Genomic DNA, 15,041 nt, shown 5'->3' on the forward strand with positions numbered 1-15,041 from the left:
CGGACCGCCTCGGCGAGGGGATGATCCGGCACCGCACCATCCGCTCAGCGTCGCACTGTCAACTCAACACCGCACCACCACCTCGGGGGACGTCTGTCCTCGTAGGCCACTCAACGTTTCACCACATCAGGAGGTCAGGAATGAATCGCACCGTCATCGCAGGGTTCCTGCTCACTCTTGCCTCCGCGTTCTTCTTCGCGGTGTCGGGGCCGATCGCGAAGACGATGTACGCAATCGGGTGGACGCCGGGCGCGGTGGTGCTCATCCGCTTGGCCGGATCCGCGGTCCTGCTGCTCATCCCCACCCTCATCGCCCTGCGCGGACGCTGGGGCGAAGTGCTCACGCACTGGCGCACCGTCGTCACCTACGGCCTGGTCTCGATGGCCGGCGTCCAGGGGTTCTACTTCGTCGCCGTCGAACACCTCACCGTGGCCGTGGCGCTGCTGCTGGAGATGACCGCGCCGATGCTCATCGTCTTCTGGATCTGGGCGCGGACGCGGACCCGGCCGGCGACCGTGACATTCATCGGGGTCGTCGTCTCGATGATCGGGCTCCTGCTCGTGCTCAACCTGCGCGGATCGTCGATCAGCATCTTCGGCGTGGTCATGGCGATGGCTGCCGCGGTCTGCCTGGCCAGCTACTTCCTCGTCTCAGCGAAGGACACGATCACGATCCCACCGGTCGCGCTGACCGGTCTGGGCATGGGCATCGGGGCGCTGGCGATGTCGGCCATCGTGCTCGCCGGCGTCATGCCGTGGAACGCGGTGACGGCGGACGTCGACTTCGGCGGGGTGTCGATGTCGTGGGTCGTGCCGATGGCGATGATCGTCGTCTTCACGGTCGGCGCCTACATCACCGGGATCCTCGGTCTGCGCTATGTCGGGGCGACGGTCGGATCGTTCGTCAATCTCGTCGAGGTCCCGTTCTCCGTCATCGTCGCCTGGCTGGTCCTCTTCGAGATGCCCGCCCCGATCCAGCTCTTCGGCGGAGTCTTCATCCTCGGCGGCGTCGGCTTCATCAAGTGGGGCGAGTCCCGCCTGGCCCGCCGCGTCGCCCGCCGCGAGGTCGTCGCCAAGTCCGAACCCTCCCTCATCACCACGTAATTACTACCTGACGGGGGCCCAGCAACCTGGCGCCAGGTTGCTGGGCCGCCGTCGGGTAGTTCGAAGACATCTGCGATGTTAAGAGATGTTGATAGGTTGACCACATGGGCCATATCGAGATCAACGATGTCTCCTACACCCTCGCCGACGGCAGGCCTCTGCTCGGATCGGTGTCGTTTCGCGTCGGGGACGGGGCCAAATCCGCGCTCATCGGTGCCAACGGTGCCGGCAAGACCACTCTGCTGAGGATCCTCACCGGTGAGCTCGTCCCTGATGAGGGAGCCGTTTCGCATACCGGCAGCATCGGATTGATGCGTCAGTTCATCTCCGCCGATACCATCGCCGAGGCGCTCGAGGAACTGGCTCCGAAGCCGATCCGTCGTGCGGCGGCGAATCTGCGTCGGGCCGAAGAGAAGCTGCTCGGACCCGAGAGCGAGTCGACGGCCGTGCAGATGGACTACGCCACGGCGATCAACGATTGGTCGGACGTGGGCGGATACGACGCCGAGGTGCTGTGGGACACCTGCACCACCTCGGCGCTGGGAATGTCGTACGACCGCTGCCGGGACCGTAAGATCTCCACCCTGTCGGGAGGGGAGCAGAAGAAACTCGTGCTCGAAGCGCTCCTGCGCGGCCCCGATGACATCCTCATCCTCGACGAGCCCGACAACTTCCTCGATGTCCCGGGCAAGCGCTGGCTCGAAGCCGAGCTCAAGGACACGGACAAGAGCGTCCTCTTCGTGTCCCACGATCGTGAGCTGCTTGCACAGGCGGCCACGCAGATCATCACTGTCGAGCTCTCTGCGGCGGGGAACACCGCATGGGTGCATCCGGGCGGATTCGGCACCTACCACGCGGCCCGGTCGGACCGGTTCGAACGGCTCGAGGAGCTGCGCAGGCGATGGGACGAGGAGCACGCGAAGCTGCGGTCGCTGGTGCAGATGTACAAGCAGAAGGCCGCCTACAACTCGGACATGACTTCGCGGTACCGGGCCGCGCAGACTCGTCTCGAGCGCTTCGAGACCGCCGGCCCGCCCGAAGCCATTCCGCGTGAACAGAACCTCGGAATGCGTCTGCGCGGCGGCCGCACGGGCAAGATCGCGATCGTCGCCGATGAGCTCGAACTCACCGACCTCATGCTGCCGTTCGACCTCGAATTTCACTACGGGGATCGGATCGCCGTACTCGGATCGAACGGGTCGGGAAAGTCGCACTTCCTGAGGCTGCTCGCAGCCGGCGGCAGCGACCCCGAACCCGAGCATCGACCGGTCTCAGACATCGACATCGCGCCCGTCGCCCACGACGGAACAGCGCGGCTCGGAGCCCGCGTGCGTCCCGGCTGGTTCGCGCAGACGCACGGCCGCCCGGACCTGCGTGGGCGGACCCTGCTCGAGATCCTCCACCGCGGGGACGAGCATCGAGCAGGCCTGCCGCGGGAACCGGCTTCGCGGGCGCTTGCCCGCTACGAGCTGGCCGGTGCTGCAGAGCAGACCTTCGATTCACTCTCGGGCGGGCAGCAGGCGCGCTTTCAGATCCTGCTGCTCGAGCTCGCGGGCGCGACTCTGCTGCTGCTCGACGAACCCACCGACAACCTCGACCTCGTCTCCGCTGAGGCATTGCAGACTGCGCTGCAGTCATTCGATGGGACGGTTCTGGCAGTCACGCACGACCGATGGTTCGCTCGTGACTTCGACAGGTTCCTCGTCTTCGGGGCCGACGGCGAAGTCTATGAGTCGGCAGCACCGGTCTGGGACGAAGGCCGAGTGGTTCGCGACCGGAGGTGAGTCTCCCCGAACTACCTGACGGCGGCCCAGCAACCTGGCGCCAGGTTGCTGGGCCCCCGTCAGGTAGCAATTGAGGGGAGTATCAGCGGACTTCGATGCTGTAGCTGTAGCCCTGCTCGGTGAGGAAGCGGCGGCGCTGAGCGGCAAAATGCTCATCGACGGTATCGGCGGCGACGACCGTGTAGAACGTGGCCGAACCCTTGTCTTCCTTCGGACGCAGGATCCGCCCGAGGCGCTGAGCCTCCTCCTGCCGGGACCCGAACGCTCCGGAGACCTGGATCGCCACCGAGGCGGCCGGCAGATCCACAGAGAAGTTCGCGACCTTCGAGACCACAAGCACCGGGATCTCCCCGGACCGGAACTCGCGGAAGAGCTCCTGGCGCACCGATTCTGGAGTCTGCCCGGTGAGCACGGGCGCACCGAGTTCGGCTCCGATCTCCTCGAGCTGGTCGAGATACTGACCGATGACGAGGATCTGCGCATCCGGGTGATCGGCGACGAGCTCGGAGACGATCGGCAGCTTCGCATCCGAGGTCGCCGCCAACCGGTACCGGTCCTCCCCGTCGGCGCGGGCATACGCTGTTCGGGTTCCGCCGTCGAGCCGGACGCGGACCTCATGGCAGGCGGCCGAAGCGATATAGCCGAGTCGTTCGAGTTCCTTCCATGGCACCTCGTACTGCTTGGGCCCGATGAGGGAGAACACCTCGTCCTCGCGTCCGTCCTCACGCACCAGCGTCGCGGTCAGGCCGAGGCGACGGCGAGCCTGCAAGCTTGCGGTCAGTCGGAAGATCGGCGCCGGAAGCAGATGCACCTCGTCATAGATGACCAGGCCCCAGTCCTTGGCATCGAGGAGCTCGAGGTGGAGGTACGAACCCTTCCTGCGGGTGGTGAGCACCTGGTAGGTGGCGATGGTGATCGGGCGGATCTCCTTCGTCGATCCCGAATATTCGCCGACCTCGTCCTCGGTCAGGGTGGTGCGGCGCAGGATCTCGTCCTTCCACTGCTTGGCCGAGACCGAGTTCGTCACGAGGATGAGCGTCGTCGTCTGTACCCGAGACATGGTGGCCACACCGACGACTGTCTTCCCTGCACCGCACGGCAGAACGACGACCCCGGACTCACCGGACAGCGACTGGTCGATCGCCTGCTTCTGGTAGTCGCGCAGATGCCATTGACCGCCGTGGGCATCATCGGACAGGGAGATCTCGTGGGCTTCACCGTCGACGTAGCCGGCGTGGTCGGAGACCGGGTGGCCCAGCTGCAGCAGGGCGTGTTTGAGCTCCCCGCGCTCGGAGGGGTGGACGAGGACGGATTCGGCATCGATGCGTTTGCCGAACTTGCCGACGAGGTCGGGCTGACCGACGAGCTCATCGAGCAGTCCCGTCTCCGTCGAGGTCAGGGTCAAGCCGTGGATCGGGTGGTCGATGAGGGTGAGCACACCGAAGCGGTCCATGATGTCGACGATGTCGACGAGCAGCTCATGCGGGACCGGGTACTTCGCGAATTCGAGGAGCACATCGACGACGGATTCGGCATCATGGCCGCTGGCGCGAGCGTTCCACAGCCCCAGCGGAGTGATCTCATAGGTGTGGATGTACTCCGGGGTCCGTGACAGCTGCGCAAACGGGGCGATCGCCACGGCCGCCTCGACGGCCAGAGGATGTCCCGATTCCAGCAGCACAGTCCGATCGGACTGCACGATCAACGGACCATTCATTCAATACTTCCCTTCCCGAAGTGTGATGACACCAGAGGACACAACACGTCCATCACCCCGATTGTTCCCGCTCCGAGCTACCTGACGGGGGCCCAGCAACCTGGCGCCAGGTTGCTGGGCCCCCGTCAGGTAGCAATTAGGGGGAGGGGTCGACGGAGACGATGCGGGCGACGGACAGGGAAGCCTCGGCGCCGGTGGTCGTCACCACTCCGCGGACGCGGCCGGCGTTGAGGGTGGTCGGCAGCATCTCGATCGTCCGTTCCTTGCCGTGGGAATCCGCGATCCGGATGAGCACGCGACGCTTCTCCTCCGCCGCTTCCCGCAGCCGATCCATATGCCCTAAAGGCTCATCCGTGCTCACCTGGGCGGCCGCCGCCGGTGCGGACCGCAGGATTCGAATATATTCGCCGAGGTGGCCGTCGCTGACCCGCGGACGTCGCCTCACGCTGACCTCGGGTTCCGATTCGGTGATCACCCGGCGCTTGCGCACCGGCCCGGCCGCCGAATGCAGCAGAGCATGGTGATCCCCGGCCTCGAGCAGATGCATCGTCCGCTCCGGGCCCAGCTGAGCGATCGCCACGGTCGGAGCCAGCCGTTCGAGACCGGCCGGCATCATCGCCTGATCGGAGAGGATGACATCGAGGTCGACCGGGTCGTCGACGATGAGCACCGCCCGGGCCCCTGCCACCCGCACCCGCCGCAGCTTCGAGGCCGTGTTCTGCACGAGGAATTCCAAGGTCGACGGCAGCTCTTCGGCACTGATGCCTGCGAGTTCGGCCAAGGCCTCCTCCGGGGTGGTCCCGGACTGCATGGTGTCTTCGATGGTCTCAGCGTCGATGCGATAGACGGTGCCCTGGCCGCGTGCCTCGACGACGGCATACTTGCGCAGAATATGGTGGACCCGTGGTTCGATCGGGCCGGTGGCCACGGCGGTGAGATCGGACTGGATGAGCACTGTGTCGACCTCGGCCCCCAGCCCCTCGGCGACCGCGGCGATGACATCGCCGGGCACTGTCAGGGCCTCGACGGACACACCCAACGGCAGGATCGAGGGGTCCTGCTCGGCATGCTCGGCCATCGCCCGATCCAGCCCGGCGGCCAGTCGAAGACCGAACCGGCTCGGACCGAAATGATCCGGCTCTTGCAGCGGAGTCGTCGCCAACCCGAAGCTCACACAGGTGTGGAGAACGGCCTCGGTCATTGCGAATTCGTGCGCCGGCAGCAGCGGATGCCGACGCAGCACCTCGGCATGGATCCACCCGGCCGACCGTGCCGAGCCCAGACCGATGTCATGGAGGACGGAGAGCACGGCGAAGCGCAGCAGCGGCATCGCCGGCACCGACAGCCCATAGCCCTTGAACAGGGACTTCTTCGGAGCCGCGAGCACCGTGAGGCGTTCGTTCTCGCTCGCCCCCGCCGCCAGCTGCGTGACGTCGAGCAGATCGCGCAGCCACGCCCCGACCAGCGCCGCCCACAGTTCGGCACGATCGCCGGCGAGGGCGGAGTCGGCATCGTCGGCGGCCGTCCACTGCGGATCGAGCGCATCGTCGAGGACCCCGATGAGGTGCAGCGATTTCGCCGCCTGCAGCAGGGTGATCGTCTGCTCGAGACCCAGTTCGAGGGTGCGGGCGAGTCGGGAGACGTCTCGTTTCGAGATGCCGCCGCTGGTCAGCCGGGAGATCGGGGAGGCGGCGAGCTCATCGACGAGGCCGCGCAGAGATGAGATGACCTCGGCCACGGCGGCCTGTTCGCTGTTGTGGATGAGCGGCTGGCCGATCGTGGCCGTGCTCGCATCGACCGACGAAGGGTTGATCTGCCACGGATATGCCCTGGCTGATTCGGCCGCCGAGGTGGGCAGCAGGGTGATGGCCTCGGACTGGATCCGCCAGTTCCCATCCCCACCGGCCGGCCATGCCAGGCCGAGGCCGCGCAGTCGGGGCAGGGCCGCCTCGGCGAGGGCGGGATCGATATGCGGATTGCCGGTGATCTTGATCTCCGGCGTCGTCCGGGCCGCCTTGGCCAAGGCGATGAAGACCTCGAGCGACTGCGCATCGAGAGCTTCGATGCCGCGGGAGACCCCGATGCGCGAGGACGCGGCCGCGGCCAGGGCCGCCATCGTCGGGGACTCGGGTTGGAGGAGGTCGCGTCGAGTCCGGACGAAGGACTCGAAGTCGGCATCTGCACTGTGGGACAGCCACTGGCTGAAGGTCATTGACATCGCAGATCAGTCTATCGCGAGGGGTACAATGGAGGCGCAGAGAAGGATCAGAGATCGGACGGAAGGACGCGCATTGTCAGCCACTCGAGTCGACACGACCATCGTCGTCGCCGCGGTTGCCGCCGCAGCCATCGGGGCGCTCGGCCTCATCGGCGTCCTCGGCCAGGCCTGGATGGGACTCACGCCCAGTCCGCTGCTGACCTACCTGCCCATGATCCTCGTGCCCATCGCCGTCATCCTCGCCTGCGTGGCCATGATCCGAGCCGCCATCCGACGCAGACAGACCGGGGTGGGCCACCGCTGAAACCATCACTCATGCCTCACCCTGCAGGTTCGGGTACGGGCATGAGCCCCACCCGCACAATGTGATCGAATGGTGCGGATCCCCACCTCGCCGAGGCGGCCGACCACCCAATCGCGTACGCCCCCGTGATCTCCCGCCGCGGACAAGGTGCTCACCGCCACCCTGCACGTGACCTCCACGGACAGGTGAGAGCCAGGGATCACAGCGCCGATGCGATGCCCTCGGTCCCGCAGTCGGCATGGTCTGACTGACGGCGATGAGGGCACACGAGCACAGCGACCACACCACCCGACCTGCTTGCCGGCCGCGGAATCCGACTCCGCAGCCGACCGACACACAGCCCGCACCTGCGGGCACCGTACGATCAGCCCGCTTCAACGGGTACGAACAGACAGAAAGGACATCATGCCCACCGGACGCGTGAAATGGTTCGATGCCGACAAGGGCTTCGGCTTCGTGATCGCCGAGGACGGCTCGCAGGCCTTCCTCCATTCCTCCGTGCTGCCCGAGGGAGTCGAAGTCACCAAGGGCACCCGGCTCGAATACGATGTCGTCGATTCCCGCCGCGGAGCGCAGGTGCTCAAGGCCCGCCCGATCACCACTCCCGGCAAAGTCGCCAAGGCCCGCCGACGTCCGGCCGTGGACATGGCAGTTATGGTTGAAGATGTCATCAAAGTTTTGGATGACCTCAACAACGGACTGCAGCACGGCCGTTACCCGGACCCCACCCATGGGAACAAGGTCGCCAGCCTGCTGCGGGCGATTGCCGACGATTTGGAGTCCTGATGTCATCACTGTTCAGTGATTGGCTGGCCCGGCAGACCGCCGCGCCCGTCGAGAACGACGCCGAACAGACCACCGAGGCGGCCCCCGGCAGCGATGTGCCGACCGCTGCGGGCGAATCGGCCGCCGCTGGAAGTGCGGTCGCCGCGGATTCCGGCACGGCTGCCTCGGCGAAGGCATCGAAGACCGGTCGTCCGCGATCGGGCACGGAGAAGGTCGTCCTCGACGCCCAGCTGGCCGCGGCGATCGACATCGCACGCACCGCCATCACCGAGGTGGCCGGCACCGCCGTCGTCGGCGAACACCTGGGCACGGTGGCCGAGGCGACCCGCCTGGTCACCCACTACTTCGTGTGCACCGACCCGACCTACCGCGGTTGGCGGTGGGTGGCCGTGCTCGCCCGCGCTCCGCGTGCGAAGAAGGTCACGGTCTGCGAAACCGCGCTGCTGCCCGGGCCCGATGCTCTCGTCGCCCCTGAGTGGGTGCCGTGGGAGGAACGGCTCGAACCCGGCGATATGGGCCCGCGCGACACCCTGCCGAAGCTCGACCAGGATCCGAACCTGCAGCCGGGCTTCCAGCAGACCGAGGACAATTCGGCGGACAACGTCGACCAGATCCAGAACTTCGAATTCGGTCTCGGTCGTGAACGCGTGCTCTCCTCCGACGGGCTGAGCGCGGCTGCGAGCCGGTGGTCGGAATCGGATGCCGGACCCGACAGCGAGTTCGCCTCACGCGCGGCCGGGCACTGCGGCAGCTGCGGCTACCTCATGCCGATAGCCGGATCGCTGCGCCAGAAGTTCGGGGTCTGCGCCAATGCGTGGTCGCCGTTCGACGGCCGCGTGGTCGGACTCGAATCCGGGTGCGGTGCGCATTCGGAGACCGATGTGAGACGGCCGAACAACGAGCCTGCTGAAGCGGTCGTCGACGACTACTCCGGCGAGCTCGAGTTCCAGGAGGGCTGAACCACTCGATGTCCCAGATGTTCCGGTCGCTGTCGGAGCCGAACTACCGGCACTGGTTCGCCGGTGCCCTGATCTCCAACACCGGGACATGGATGCAGCGCACGGCGCAGGACTGGATCGTCCTGACCATGCTCACGGACAACAACGCTTCGGCGTTGGGTCTCACCATGGCGCTGCAGCTGGGACCGCAGCTGATCATGTTCCCGTTCGCGGGAAACCTCGTCGACAAGTTCGACAAACGGCGTCTGCTCATGGTCACTCAGGCGCTGCTGGGATTCATCGGACTCGTCCTCTTCGTCCTCACCATCACCGACGTCATCGTCCTCTGGCACGTCTACGTGCTCGCGTTCACGCTCGGGATGCTCACAACCCTGGACAACCCGGCCAGGCAGGCCTTCGTCTCCGAACTCGTCGGTGAGAAGCTGCTGCCGAATGCCGTCAGCCTCAACTCGGCGTCCTTCAACGGTGCCCGCATGATCGGTCCGGCCGTGGCCGGTGTGCTCACTGCCGTCATCGGGCCCGGTCCCGTCTTCCTCATCAGCGGACTGGGCTTCGCGGCGACGCTCACGGTGCTCCTCCGGCTCGACAAGTCGAAGCTGCATCCTTCCGGTCGGCGTGGCAAGGGCGGAGTCCTCGGCGGACTGAAGTATCTGCGCAGACGCCCGGACATCACGGTCGTGCTCGTCGTGCTGTTCATCGTCGCGACCTTCGGATTCAACTTCAACATCTACACGGCGACGATGGCGAAGATCGAATTCGGCAAGGATGCCAGCGGCTTCGGCCTGCTCAACTCCGTCATGGCCATCGGATCGGTGACCGGGGCGCTCGCCTCGGCCAGGCGGGAGAAGCCCCGCCTGCGATTCATCTTCGGAGCCGCCGGCGGATTCGGTGTGGCCGTCGGCGTGGCATCGCTGATGCCCAACTACTATCTCTTCGCCGCCTCGCTGATGTTCGTCGGCTTCGCATCGCTGACGATGATGACCTCGGCGAACGCCTATGTGCAGACGACCACCGCGCCGAACTACCGCGGCCGAGTCATGGCCATCTACGCGGCCGTCGTCATGGGCGGCACCCCGATCGGGGCACCCCTGGCCGGCTGGGTGGCCGATGCCTTCGGACCGCGGATGGCGCTCGTCGTCGGAGTCGCCTCGGGGATCATCGCCTTCGCCGTGGGCCTGCTGTGGATGATCATGGCCAAGGACTTGCGCCTCCACCGGGATCCGAAGTCGCGGATCCGGCTGCACATGAGCTATCAGGGCAGGCCGCCGGGCGGCAGCGGACACTGACGGGTTCGAGCGGGCGGGGTCGCTTACTGCCGGTGGGCGTTCGGCCCCGGGCGTTGGCGGGAGGAACCCGGCACTCGGCGGGCCCGGAGGTTCGTGTCATAGAATTTCGATCGACCGCCTCGGCGAGGGATTCGAGGGCTGAGCAAGGGAAACGGACGGACTGTGACTACTGACATCATCACCTCGGTGCTCGTCGGCCTGGCGATCCTCGTCGGCTGCCTGGGCATCATCGTGCCGGTGCTGCCCGGGTCGATCCTCATCGCCATCGCGGTGCTCATCTGGGCGATCATCATCGGCGGACCGACCGCATGGATCATCTTCGCCATAGTCGCCGTATTCGTCGCGGCCGGGATGAGCGCCTCGCTCGTGCTCACGGGCCGCAAACTCAAATCCATGCAGGTGCCGAACTCCTCGGTGCTGCTGGGCGGAGTGCTCGCCGTCATCGGCTTCTTCGTCATTCCGGTGCTGGGCCTGCCGATCGGCTTCGTCGCCGGTCTCTACCTCGCCGAGTATTCCCGCCTCAAGGACGGAAAGACGGCGTGGAACTCCAGCTGGGAGTCGATCAAGGCGATCGGCCTCGGCGCGGGCATCGAGTTCATCCTCGCCATGCTGGCCGGAATCACCTTCGGCATCGGCGTGCTTATCCACTTCTTCGGGTAAGGGCCGGTCACGGTCAGCCCTGGGCCGGCGGATGGCATCCCGCACCGTTACTGTCACACCGCACTCAGAGTGGCTTCACCGCGGGTAAGGTCGGGACCCCTCACCGACAGCGGCAGAACACCGCGTTGCAACGGGGTGTTCTGCGGCTAAGGGTGTGGGATGCCTGAGGCGGACCGGTGAAGCGGCGCGAACCCGTTCCGCCAGGTATGCGATTCTCAGCCGCGGTCGAGTCGCGCAGCCCTAAATGGCGAAAACCACAGTCCGATTGCTGTGAGAGCGAAGATCGCGGCTGCGAGGACCAAGGCGAAATCGGTGCCGGTGGCAGCTGCGAGGAATCCGGCCAGCGGCGAGACTATGACGATGACGGCGCGGTTGATCGAACGCATCGTCGTGTTCGTCCGCGCCTGGAAACGGTCAGGAGTGATCGACTGTCGGTAGGCCATCTCATGTGAGTTGCTCAGCCCGATCCCGAAACCGTGCAGGAACATCCCGGTGAACAGGATGATCGCCGAGGCGACTGTGGACCGGCCGTTCCCCGCCTCGCCGTCCGCGGCGAGTTCGGCCGAGATGAGAACCAGCACTCCGATGGCCGAGCCCACGTGGGCGAGGATCACGGTCCGCCCGGATCCCACGCGACGCCCTACCGTCCCTGAGCTCAGCGCTCCGGCGATGCCGCCGAGTCCGCTTCCTCCCATGACGATGCCGAAAGCGATGGTGTTGAGCCCGACGTCGTTGAGGAAGTATACAGCCGTGACCGATGCCAGAATCGCCTGCCCGGCGAACCAGATGTGTGTCCACACGGCGAGATCCCTCAGCGTTCGAGTCGTATACACCCACTTCAGGCCGGCTGCGATTTCGTGCCCGAGCCGCCGTTTCGGCGGTGGCGGCGACTGCGGCGCCAGCCTGGGTTCTTCGACGCGGATGAGTGCGACGACGATCGCGGAGAACAGAAAGGTCGAGACATTGACGAGAACGGCCAGAGGAGCGGAGATGAGGGCGAGAAGCGCACCGCCGAGCGCGGGCCCGGCCGTCTCTGCGGCCGCGTTGGTACCGTCGATTCGGGCGTGGGCAGGCTGCAGGCTGCTCCGGGTGACGAGGCGGGGCAGATATGCCTGCGAAGCGCTGTCGTTGATCAGTGTCGCCGTTCCCAGAAGCGCGACGAGTAGGACGAGCACACCAAGATCGAGCAGATCGGCGAACCACAGAGCGGGGATTGCGCACAGCAGAATTGCTCGCACCAGGTCGGTCCCGATCATGACTGGTCTGCGCCGCACCCGGTCGATCAGCGCTCCAAGCACGAGACCGAACAGCAGGTAGGGCAGCCACCGGGAGGCGTTCAGCCAGCCCAAACCTACAGTACCCGCGTGCAGATGGTCGACGACGATGACCTGCAGGGCGATCATGGTGATCCAGCTGCCGAAACCAGAGACGGTCTCGCCCGCCCAGAACCAGCGGAAGGCTCGGGGCAGCGCCGCAGTCATAACCTCAGGCTAGCAAACCGCGAAACCCACCCGACAAGCATCTGCGGCCACAGAGACAGTCCTCAACTCATTGAGCTAGCCCGCGGATCACAGCTCCGGACCGCAACGCTCAGTGTCAGACCGCAGCTCACAGCGCCAGGTGGGCGATCTCCGTTGCCTCTTCGCCGAGTATCAGCCTCGCCAGCCCGTCGCCGATGAGTGGACCCATCGTGAGTCCACCGGCTCCGAACCCCGAAGCCAGCCACAGTCCGTCCGCGCCCGGGACCGCTCCCGCGTGGGGCAGTGCCCCCTCCCGCGTCGACATGGGGCGTACGCCGATCCGGGCCTCGAGGACAGTCGCCTCGGCGAGGCCGGGGGCGATCCGCAGCGCGTCGTCGAGGACCTGTTTCGTGCCGGCGGCCGTTGCGCGGACGTCGAAGCCGACGCCGTCCTCCCTGGTGGCTCCCGCGACGATGCGGCCTCCGTCGAACGGGGTGATGTAGTGGTGGTCGAGCGGGTGAATCGTCGGCCACGGCGATGTGTTGACCCCGCGCAGCCCCAGATGGAGCAGCTGGCCACGCTGAGGAGCGATCCCCACCTGGTGACCGAGTCGGTCGAGGAGATCAGCACTCCGTGCCCCACCTGCGATGACGAGCGCGTCGAAGTCGTCCATCGCCGAGGTGGTGCGCACCGACCATGTTCCCCTGCTCGAAGTTCCCCTACCCGATGCGATGATGGCCTGCGCGGAGTCAGCGACGAACTTGGCGCCATACTGCCGGGCCCCGGTGAGGATCGCATCTCGCAGAACCCGCCCGTCGACACGTCCGCCTCCGGTGATGAGGAGTCCAGTCATGTCCGGAGCGATCGGAGGGAAGAGCTCGGCCAGCTCCGCCGCATCGACGTCATGGATCTCGCCAGCGACGGATCTGGCGGCCGCGACGCGCTCACGGATAGTCGCAGCCGCCTCGGCGAGAGTGCCCGGGTCATTGTTGACGACGAGGGCACCGGATCGGCGGTAGCCGAGGTCCGGGATGCCCAGCGCAGTCAACCGTTTGAGAAACTCCGGATAGAAGTTTCCGCCGGCTGCGTACGTCTCGTAGTAGGCGCCCGTGCTCGTCGACACCCACGGTGCGATGATGCCTGCGCTGGCCGCTGTAGCCTGCCCGGCCATGGCATCGTCAACGATGGTGACGTCGACGCCGCGGTAAGCGAGGGCGAAAGCGGTGCTGGCCCCGGCGATGCCGCTGCCGATGACGCCGACGCGGGCGCAGCTGTCGACGGTGCGTGCTCGTGCGTCGGTCGCGGTGCTGGTCACGGTGCGCCTCCCCGGGCAGATCCTTCACAACGGCGGTTGCCGCCGATCAGTCACGAGCCTACGCCCCGCAACACGATCTTTTCGGAGTGGAGGTTCTCCGTCCCGCTGGCGGCATCCCGCACCATAAGCGCCGGAACATCCCGTAAACATCAGAACGCCCCGTTGCAACGGGGCGTTCTGGCATTACGTGGAGGAGCGGACGGCGCGCTGCTCGTTATTTTAGGGCGTCGACGACGTAGTCGATGCAGCTAAGCAGTGCTCGCACGTCGTCGGGGTCAACGGAGACGAAGGTCGCGATGCGCAGCTGATTGCGGCCGAGCTTGCGGTAGGGCTCCACGTCGACGACGCCATTGGCCCGCAGAACCTTGGCCACAGCAGCAGCATTCACCGAATCATCGAAATCGACGGTGGCCACGACCGACGAACGATCCGCAGCGTCTGCAACATAGGGGTGGGCCGCCTCGGCGGATTCCGCCCAGTCGTAGACGAGCCCGGAAGACTCAGCGGTCCGTTCGGCCGCCCAGGACAGACCGCCGTTGCCGTTGATCCATTCGATCTGTTCGGCGAGCAGCAGCAGGGTCGCCACAGCCGGGGTGTTGTAGGTCTGGTCCTTGGCCGAGTTCTCGATCGCGGTGACCAGGTCGAGCGAGGTCGGGATCCAGCGTCCGGAGTCCTTGATCTCCTGCGCGCGGGCGATCGCGCGCGGCGACATGATCGCAACCCACAGTCCGCCTTCGGAGCCCATGTTCTTCTGCGGGGCGAAGTAGTAGACGTCGGTCTCGGCGATGTCGACATCGAGCCCGCCGGCGCCGGAGGTGGCATCGATGACGACGAGGGCATCCTCGGCGATCCCGGTCGGACGTGCGATCCGGGTGGCCACACCGGTCGAGGTCTCATTGTGGGGCCAGGCGAAGACGTCGGCGGCGTTCTCGCCGGTGGCCGCCTCGGCGGGGGAGTCCACGAGACCAGCGGCAGCCAGGGCCTCCGGTGTCGGGATCGCAGCGGTGCCAGGTTCGGCGCCCAGGACGAGGGACGACTTCAGGTGCGGAGCGGTGTCGGTGGCCTTCGCGAACTTCTGTCCGAACTCGCCGAAGGTCGCGTGGGCGGCCCGTTCGCGGACGAGGCCGAAGGCCGCGATGTCCCAGAACACGGTGGACCCGCCGTTGCCGAGCACCACTTCGTAGCCCTCGGGCAGGCTGAACAGCTCGGCCAGTCCGGAGCGGATGCGGCCGACGAGGTTCTTCACCGGCGCCTGGCGGTGGCTGGTGCCGAGCACCTCGGTCGCGGCCGAGGTCAGCGCCTCGATCTGGGCGGGGCGGATGCGGGCCGGGCCGGACCCGAAGCGTCCGTCGGCGGGCAGGAGGTTCTTCGGGATCTCAATATTCGTCGCAGTCACGCTCGACATTCTACGGCGGGCCCGCCCGGCGCCCGGGACCGGTCCGTCATGTG

Annotated in this window: 12 protein-coding genes; 7 read left to right on the forward strand and 5 right to left on the reverse strand. The window is 66.5% G+C overall.

All coding sequences use genetic code 11. The features are described from left to right. Window positions 1–140 precede the first annotated feature (140 nt). Window positions 141–1,103, forward strand: a complete 963-nt coding sequence (locus KTJ89_RS08870) for an EamA family transporter (RefSeq protein ID WP_181270729.1) — start codon at window positions 141–143, stop codon at window positions 1,101–1,103. 104 nt (window positions 1,104–1,207) lie between these two features. After that, complete coding sequence (locus KTJ89_RS08875; RefSeq protein ID WP_259357424.1) at window positions 1,208–2,887, forward strand: ABC-F family ATP-binding cassette domain-containing protein; 1,680 nt, start codon at window positions 1,208–1,210, stop codon at window positions 2,885–2,887. 82 nt (window positions 2,888–2,969) lie between these two features. On the opposite strand, the gene KTJ89_RS08880 is transcribed toward KTJ89_RS08875, so the two are convergent. Both KTJ89_RS08880 and KTJ89_RS08885 read right to left on the reverse strand, forming a co-directional pair. Next, window positions 2,970–4,604, reverse strand: coding sequence for a DNA repair helicase XPB (locus KTJ89_RS08880; RefSeq protein WP_137211323.1), 1,635 nt, complete (start codon window positions 4,602–4,604; stop codon window positions 2,970–2,972). 136 nt (window positions 4,605–4,740) lie between these two features. Next, a complete protein-coding gene (locus KTJ89_RS08885; protein ID WP_172170333.1) occupies window positions 4,741–6,822 on the reverse strand; it encodes a helicase-associated domain-containing protein in 2,082 nt (693 codons plus the stop codon). 73 nt (window positions 6,823–6,895) lie between these two features. Here KTJ89_RS08885 and KTJ89_RS08890 point away from each other — a divergent pair, with 73 nt between their 5' ends. The 5 genes from KTJ89_RS08890 (at window position 6,896) to KTJ89_RS08910 (ending at window position 10,817) form a co-directional block, all read left to right on the forward strand. Continuing rightward, entirely contained in the window at window positions 6,896–7,126 is a 231-nt protein-coding gene (locus KTJ89_RS08890; protein ID WP_101543627.1) for a hypothetical protein, read from the forward strand. Window positions 7,127–7,531: 405 nt separating this feature from the next. After that, complete coding sequence (locus tag KTJ89_RS08895; RefSeq protein WP_101543626.1) at window positions 7,532–7,912, forward strand: cold-shock protein; 381 nt, start codon at window positions 7,532–7,534, stop codon at window positions 7,910–7,912. Further along, window positions 7,912–8,871, forward strand: a complete 960-nt coding sequence (locus KTJ89_RS08900) for a DUF3027 domain-containing protein (protein ID WP_259357425.1) — start codon at window positions 7,912–7,914, stop codon at window positions 8,869–8,871. The genes KTJ89_RS08895 and KTJ89_RS08900 overlap by 1 nt, the downstream gene beginning before the upstream one ends. Before the next feature lie 8 nt (window positions 8,872–8,879). Further along, window positions 8,880–10,157: an MFS transporter gene (locus KTJ89_RS08905; protein ID WP_259357426.1), complete on the forward strand. Its 1,278-nt coding sequence runs from the start codon at window positions 8,880–8,882 to the stop codon at window positions 10,155–10,157. Window positions 10,158–10,319: 162 nt separating this feature from the next. Next, window positions 10,320–10,817 (forward strand): DUF456 domain-containing protein, encoded by a 498-nt coding sequence (locus KTJ89_RS08910; protein WP_139908938.1) that lies wholly within the window; start codon window positions 10,320–10,322, stop codon window positions 10,815–10,817. A 215-nt stretch (window positions 10,818–11,032) separates the two neighbouring features. On the opposite strand, the gene KTJ89_RS08915 is transcribed toward KTJ89_RS08910, so the two are convergent. From KTJ89_RS08915 to serC, 3 genes are all read right to left on the reverse strand, one after another. Next, window positions 11,033–12,298 carry an MFS transporter gene (locus tag KTJ89_RS08915; protein WP_259357427.1) on the reverse strand — a complete coding sequence of 422 codons (1,266 nt, stop codon included), beginning with the start codon at window positions 12,296–12,298 and terminating at the stop codon, window positions 11,033–11,035. 127 nt (window positions 12,299–12,425) lie between these two features. Further along, window positions 12,426–13,592 carry an NAD(P)/FAD-dependent oxidoreductase gene (locus tag KTJ89_RS08920; protein ID WP_259357428.1) on the reverse strand — a complete coding sequence of 389 codons (1,167 nt, stop codon included), beginning with the start codon at window positions 13,590–13,592 and terminating at the stop codon, window positions 12,426–12,428. Between the two features lie 214 nt (window positions 13,593–13,806). Beyond that, complete coding sequence (serC, locus tag KTJ89_RS08925; protein ID WP_259357429.1) at window positions 13,807–14,988, reverse strand: phosphoserine transaminase; 1,182 nt, start codon at window positions 14,986–14,988, stop codon at window positions 13,807–13,809. Window positions 14,989–15,041: the final 53 nt, after the last annotated feature.

It is taken from the genome of Brevibacterium sediminis, assembly GCF_024895295.1.
GTDB classification, from domain to species: Bacteria; Actinomycetota; Actinomycetes; order Actinomycetales; family Brevibacteriaceae; genus Brevibacterium; species Brevibacterium sediminis.

Excerpts from the sequence above, each read along its gene's own strand:
- KTJ89_RS08915 (WP_259357427.1), bottom strand. The coding sequence starts at position 12,298 with ATGACTGCGGCGCTGCCCCGAGCCTTCCGCTGGTTCTGGGCGGGCGAG.
- KTJ89_RS08875 (WP_259357424.1), top strand. The coding sequence starts at position 1,208 with ATGGGCCATATCGAGATCAACGATGTCTCCTACACCCTCGCCGACGGC.
- KTJ89_RS08900 (WP_259357425.1), top strand. The coding sequence starts at position 7,912 with ATGTCATCACTGTTCAGTGATTGGCTGGCCCGGCAGACCGCCGCGCCC.
- KTJ89_RS08880 (WP_137211323.1), bottom strand. The coding sequence starts at position 4,604 with ATGAATGGTCCGTTGATCGTGCAGTCCGATCGGACTGTGCTGCTGGAA.
- KTJ89_RS08905 (WP_259357426.1), top strand. The coding sequence starts at position 8,880 with ATGTCCCAGATGTTCCGGTCGCTGTCGGAGCCGAACTACCGGCACTGG.
- KTJ89_RS08895 (WP_101543626.1), top strand. The coding sequence starts at position 7,532 with ATGCCCACCGGACGCGTGAAATGGTTCGATGCCGACAAGGGCTTCGGC.
- KTJ89_RS08870 (WP_181270729.1), top strand. The coding sequence starts at position 141 with ATGAATCGCACCGTCATCGCAGGGTTCCTGCTCACTCTTGCCTCCGCG.
- KTJ89_RS08885 (WP_172170333.1), bottom strand. The coding sequence starts at position 6,822 with ATGTCAATGACCTTCAGCCAGTGGCTGTCCCACAGTGCAGATGCCGAC.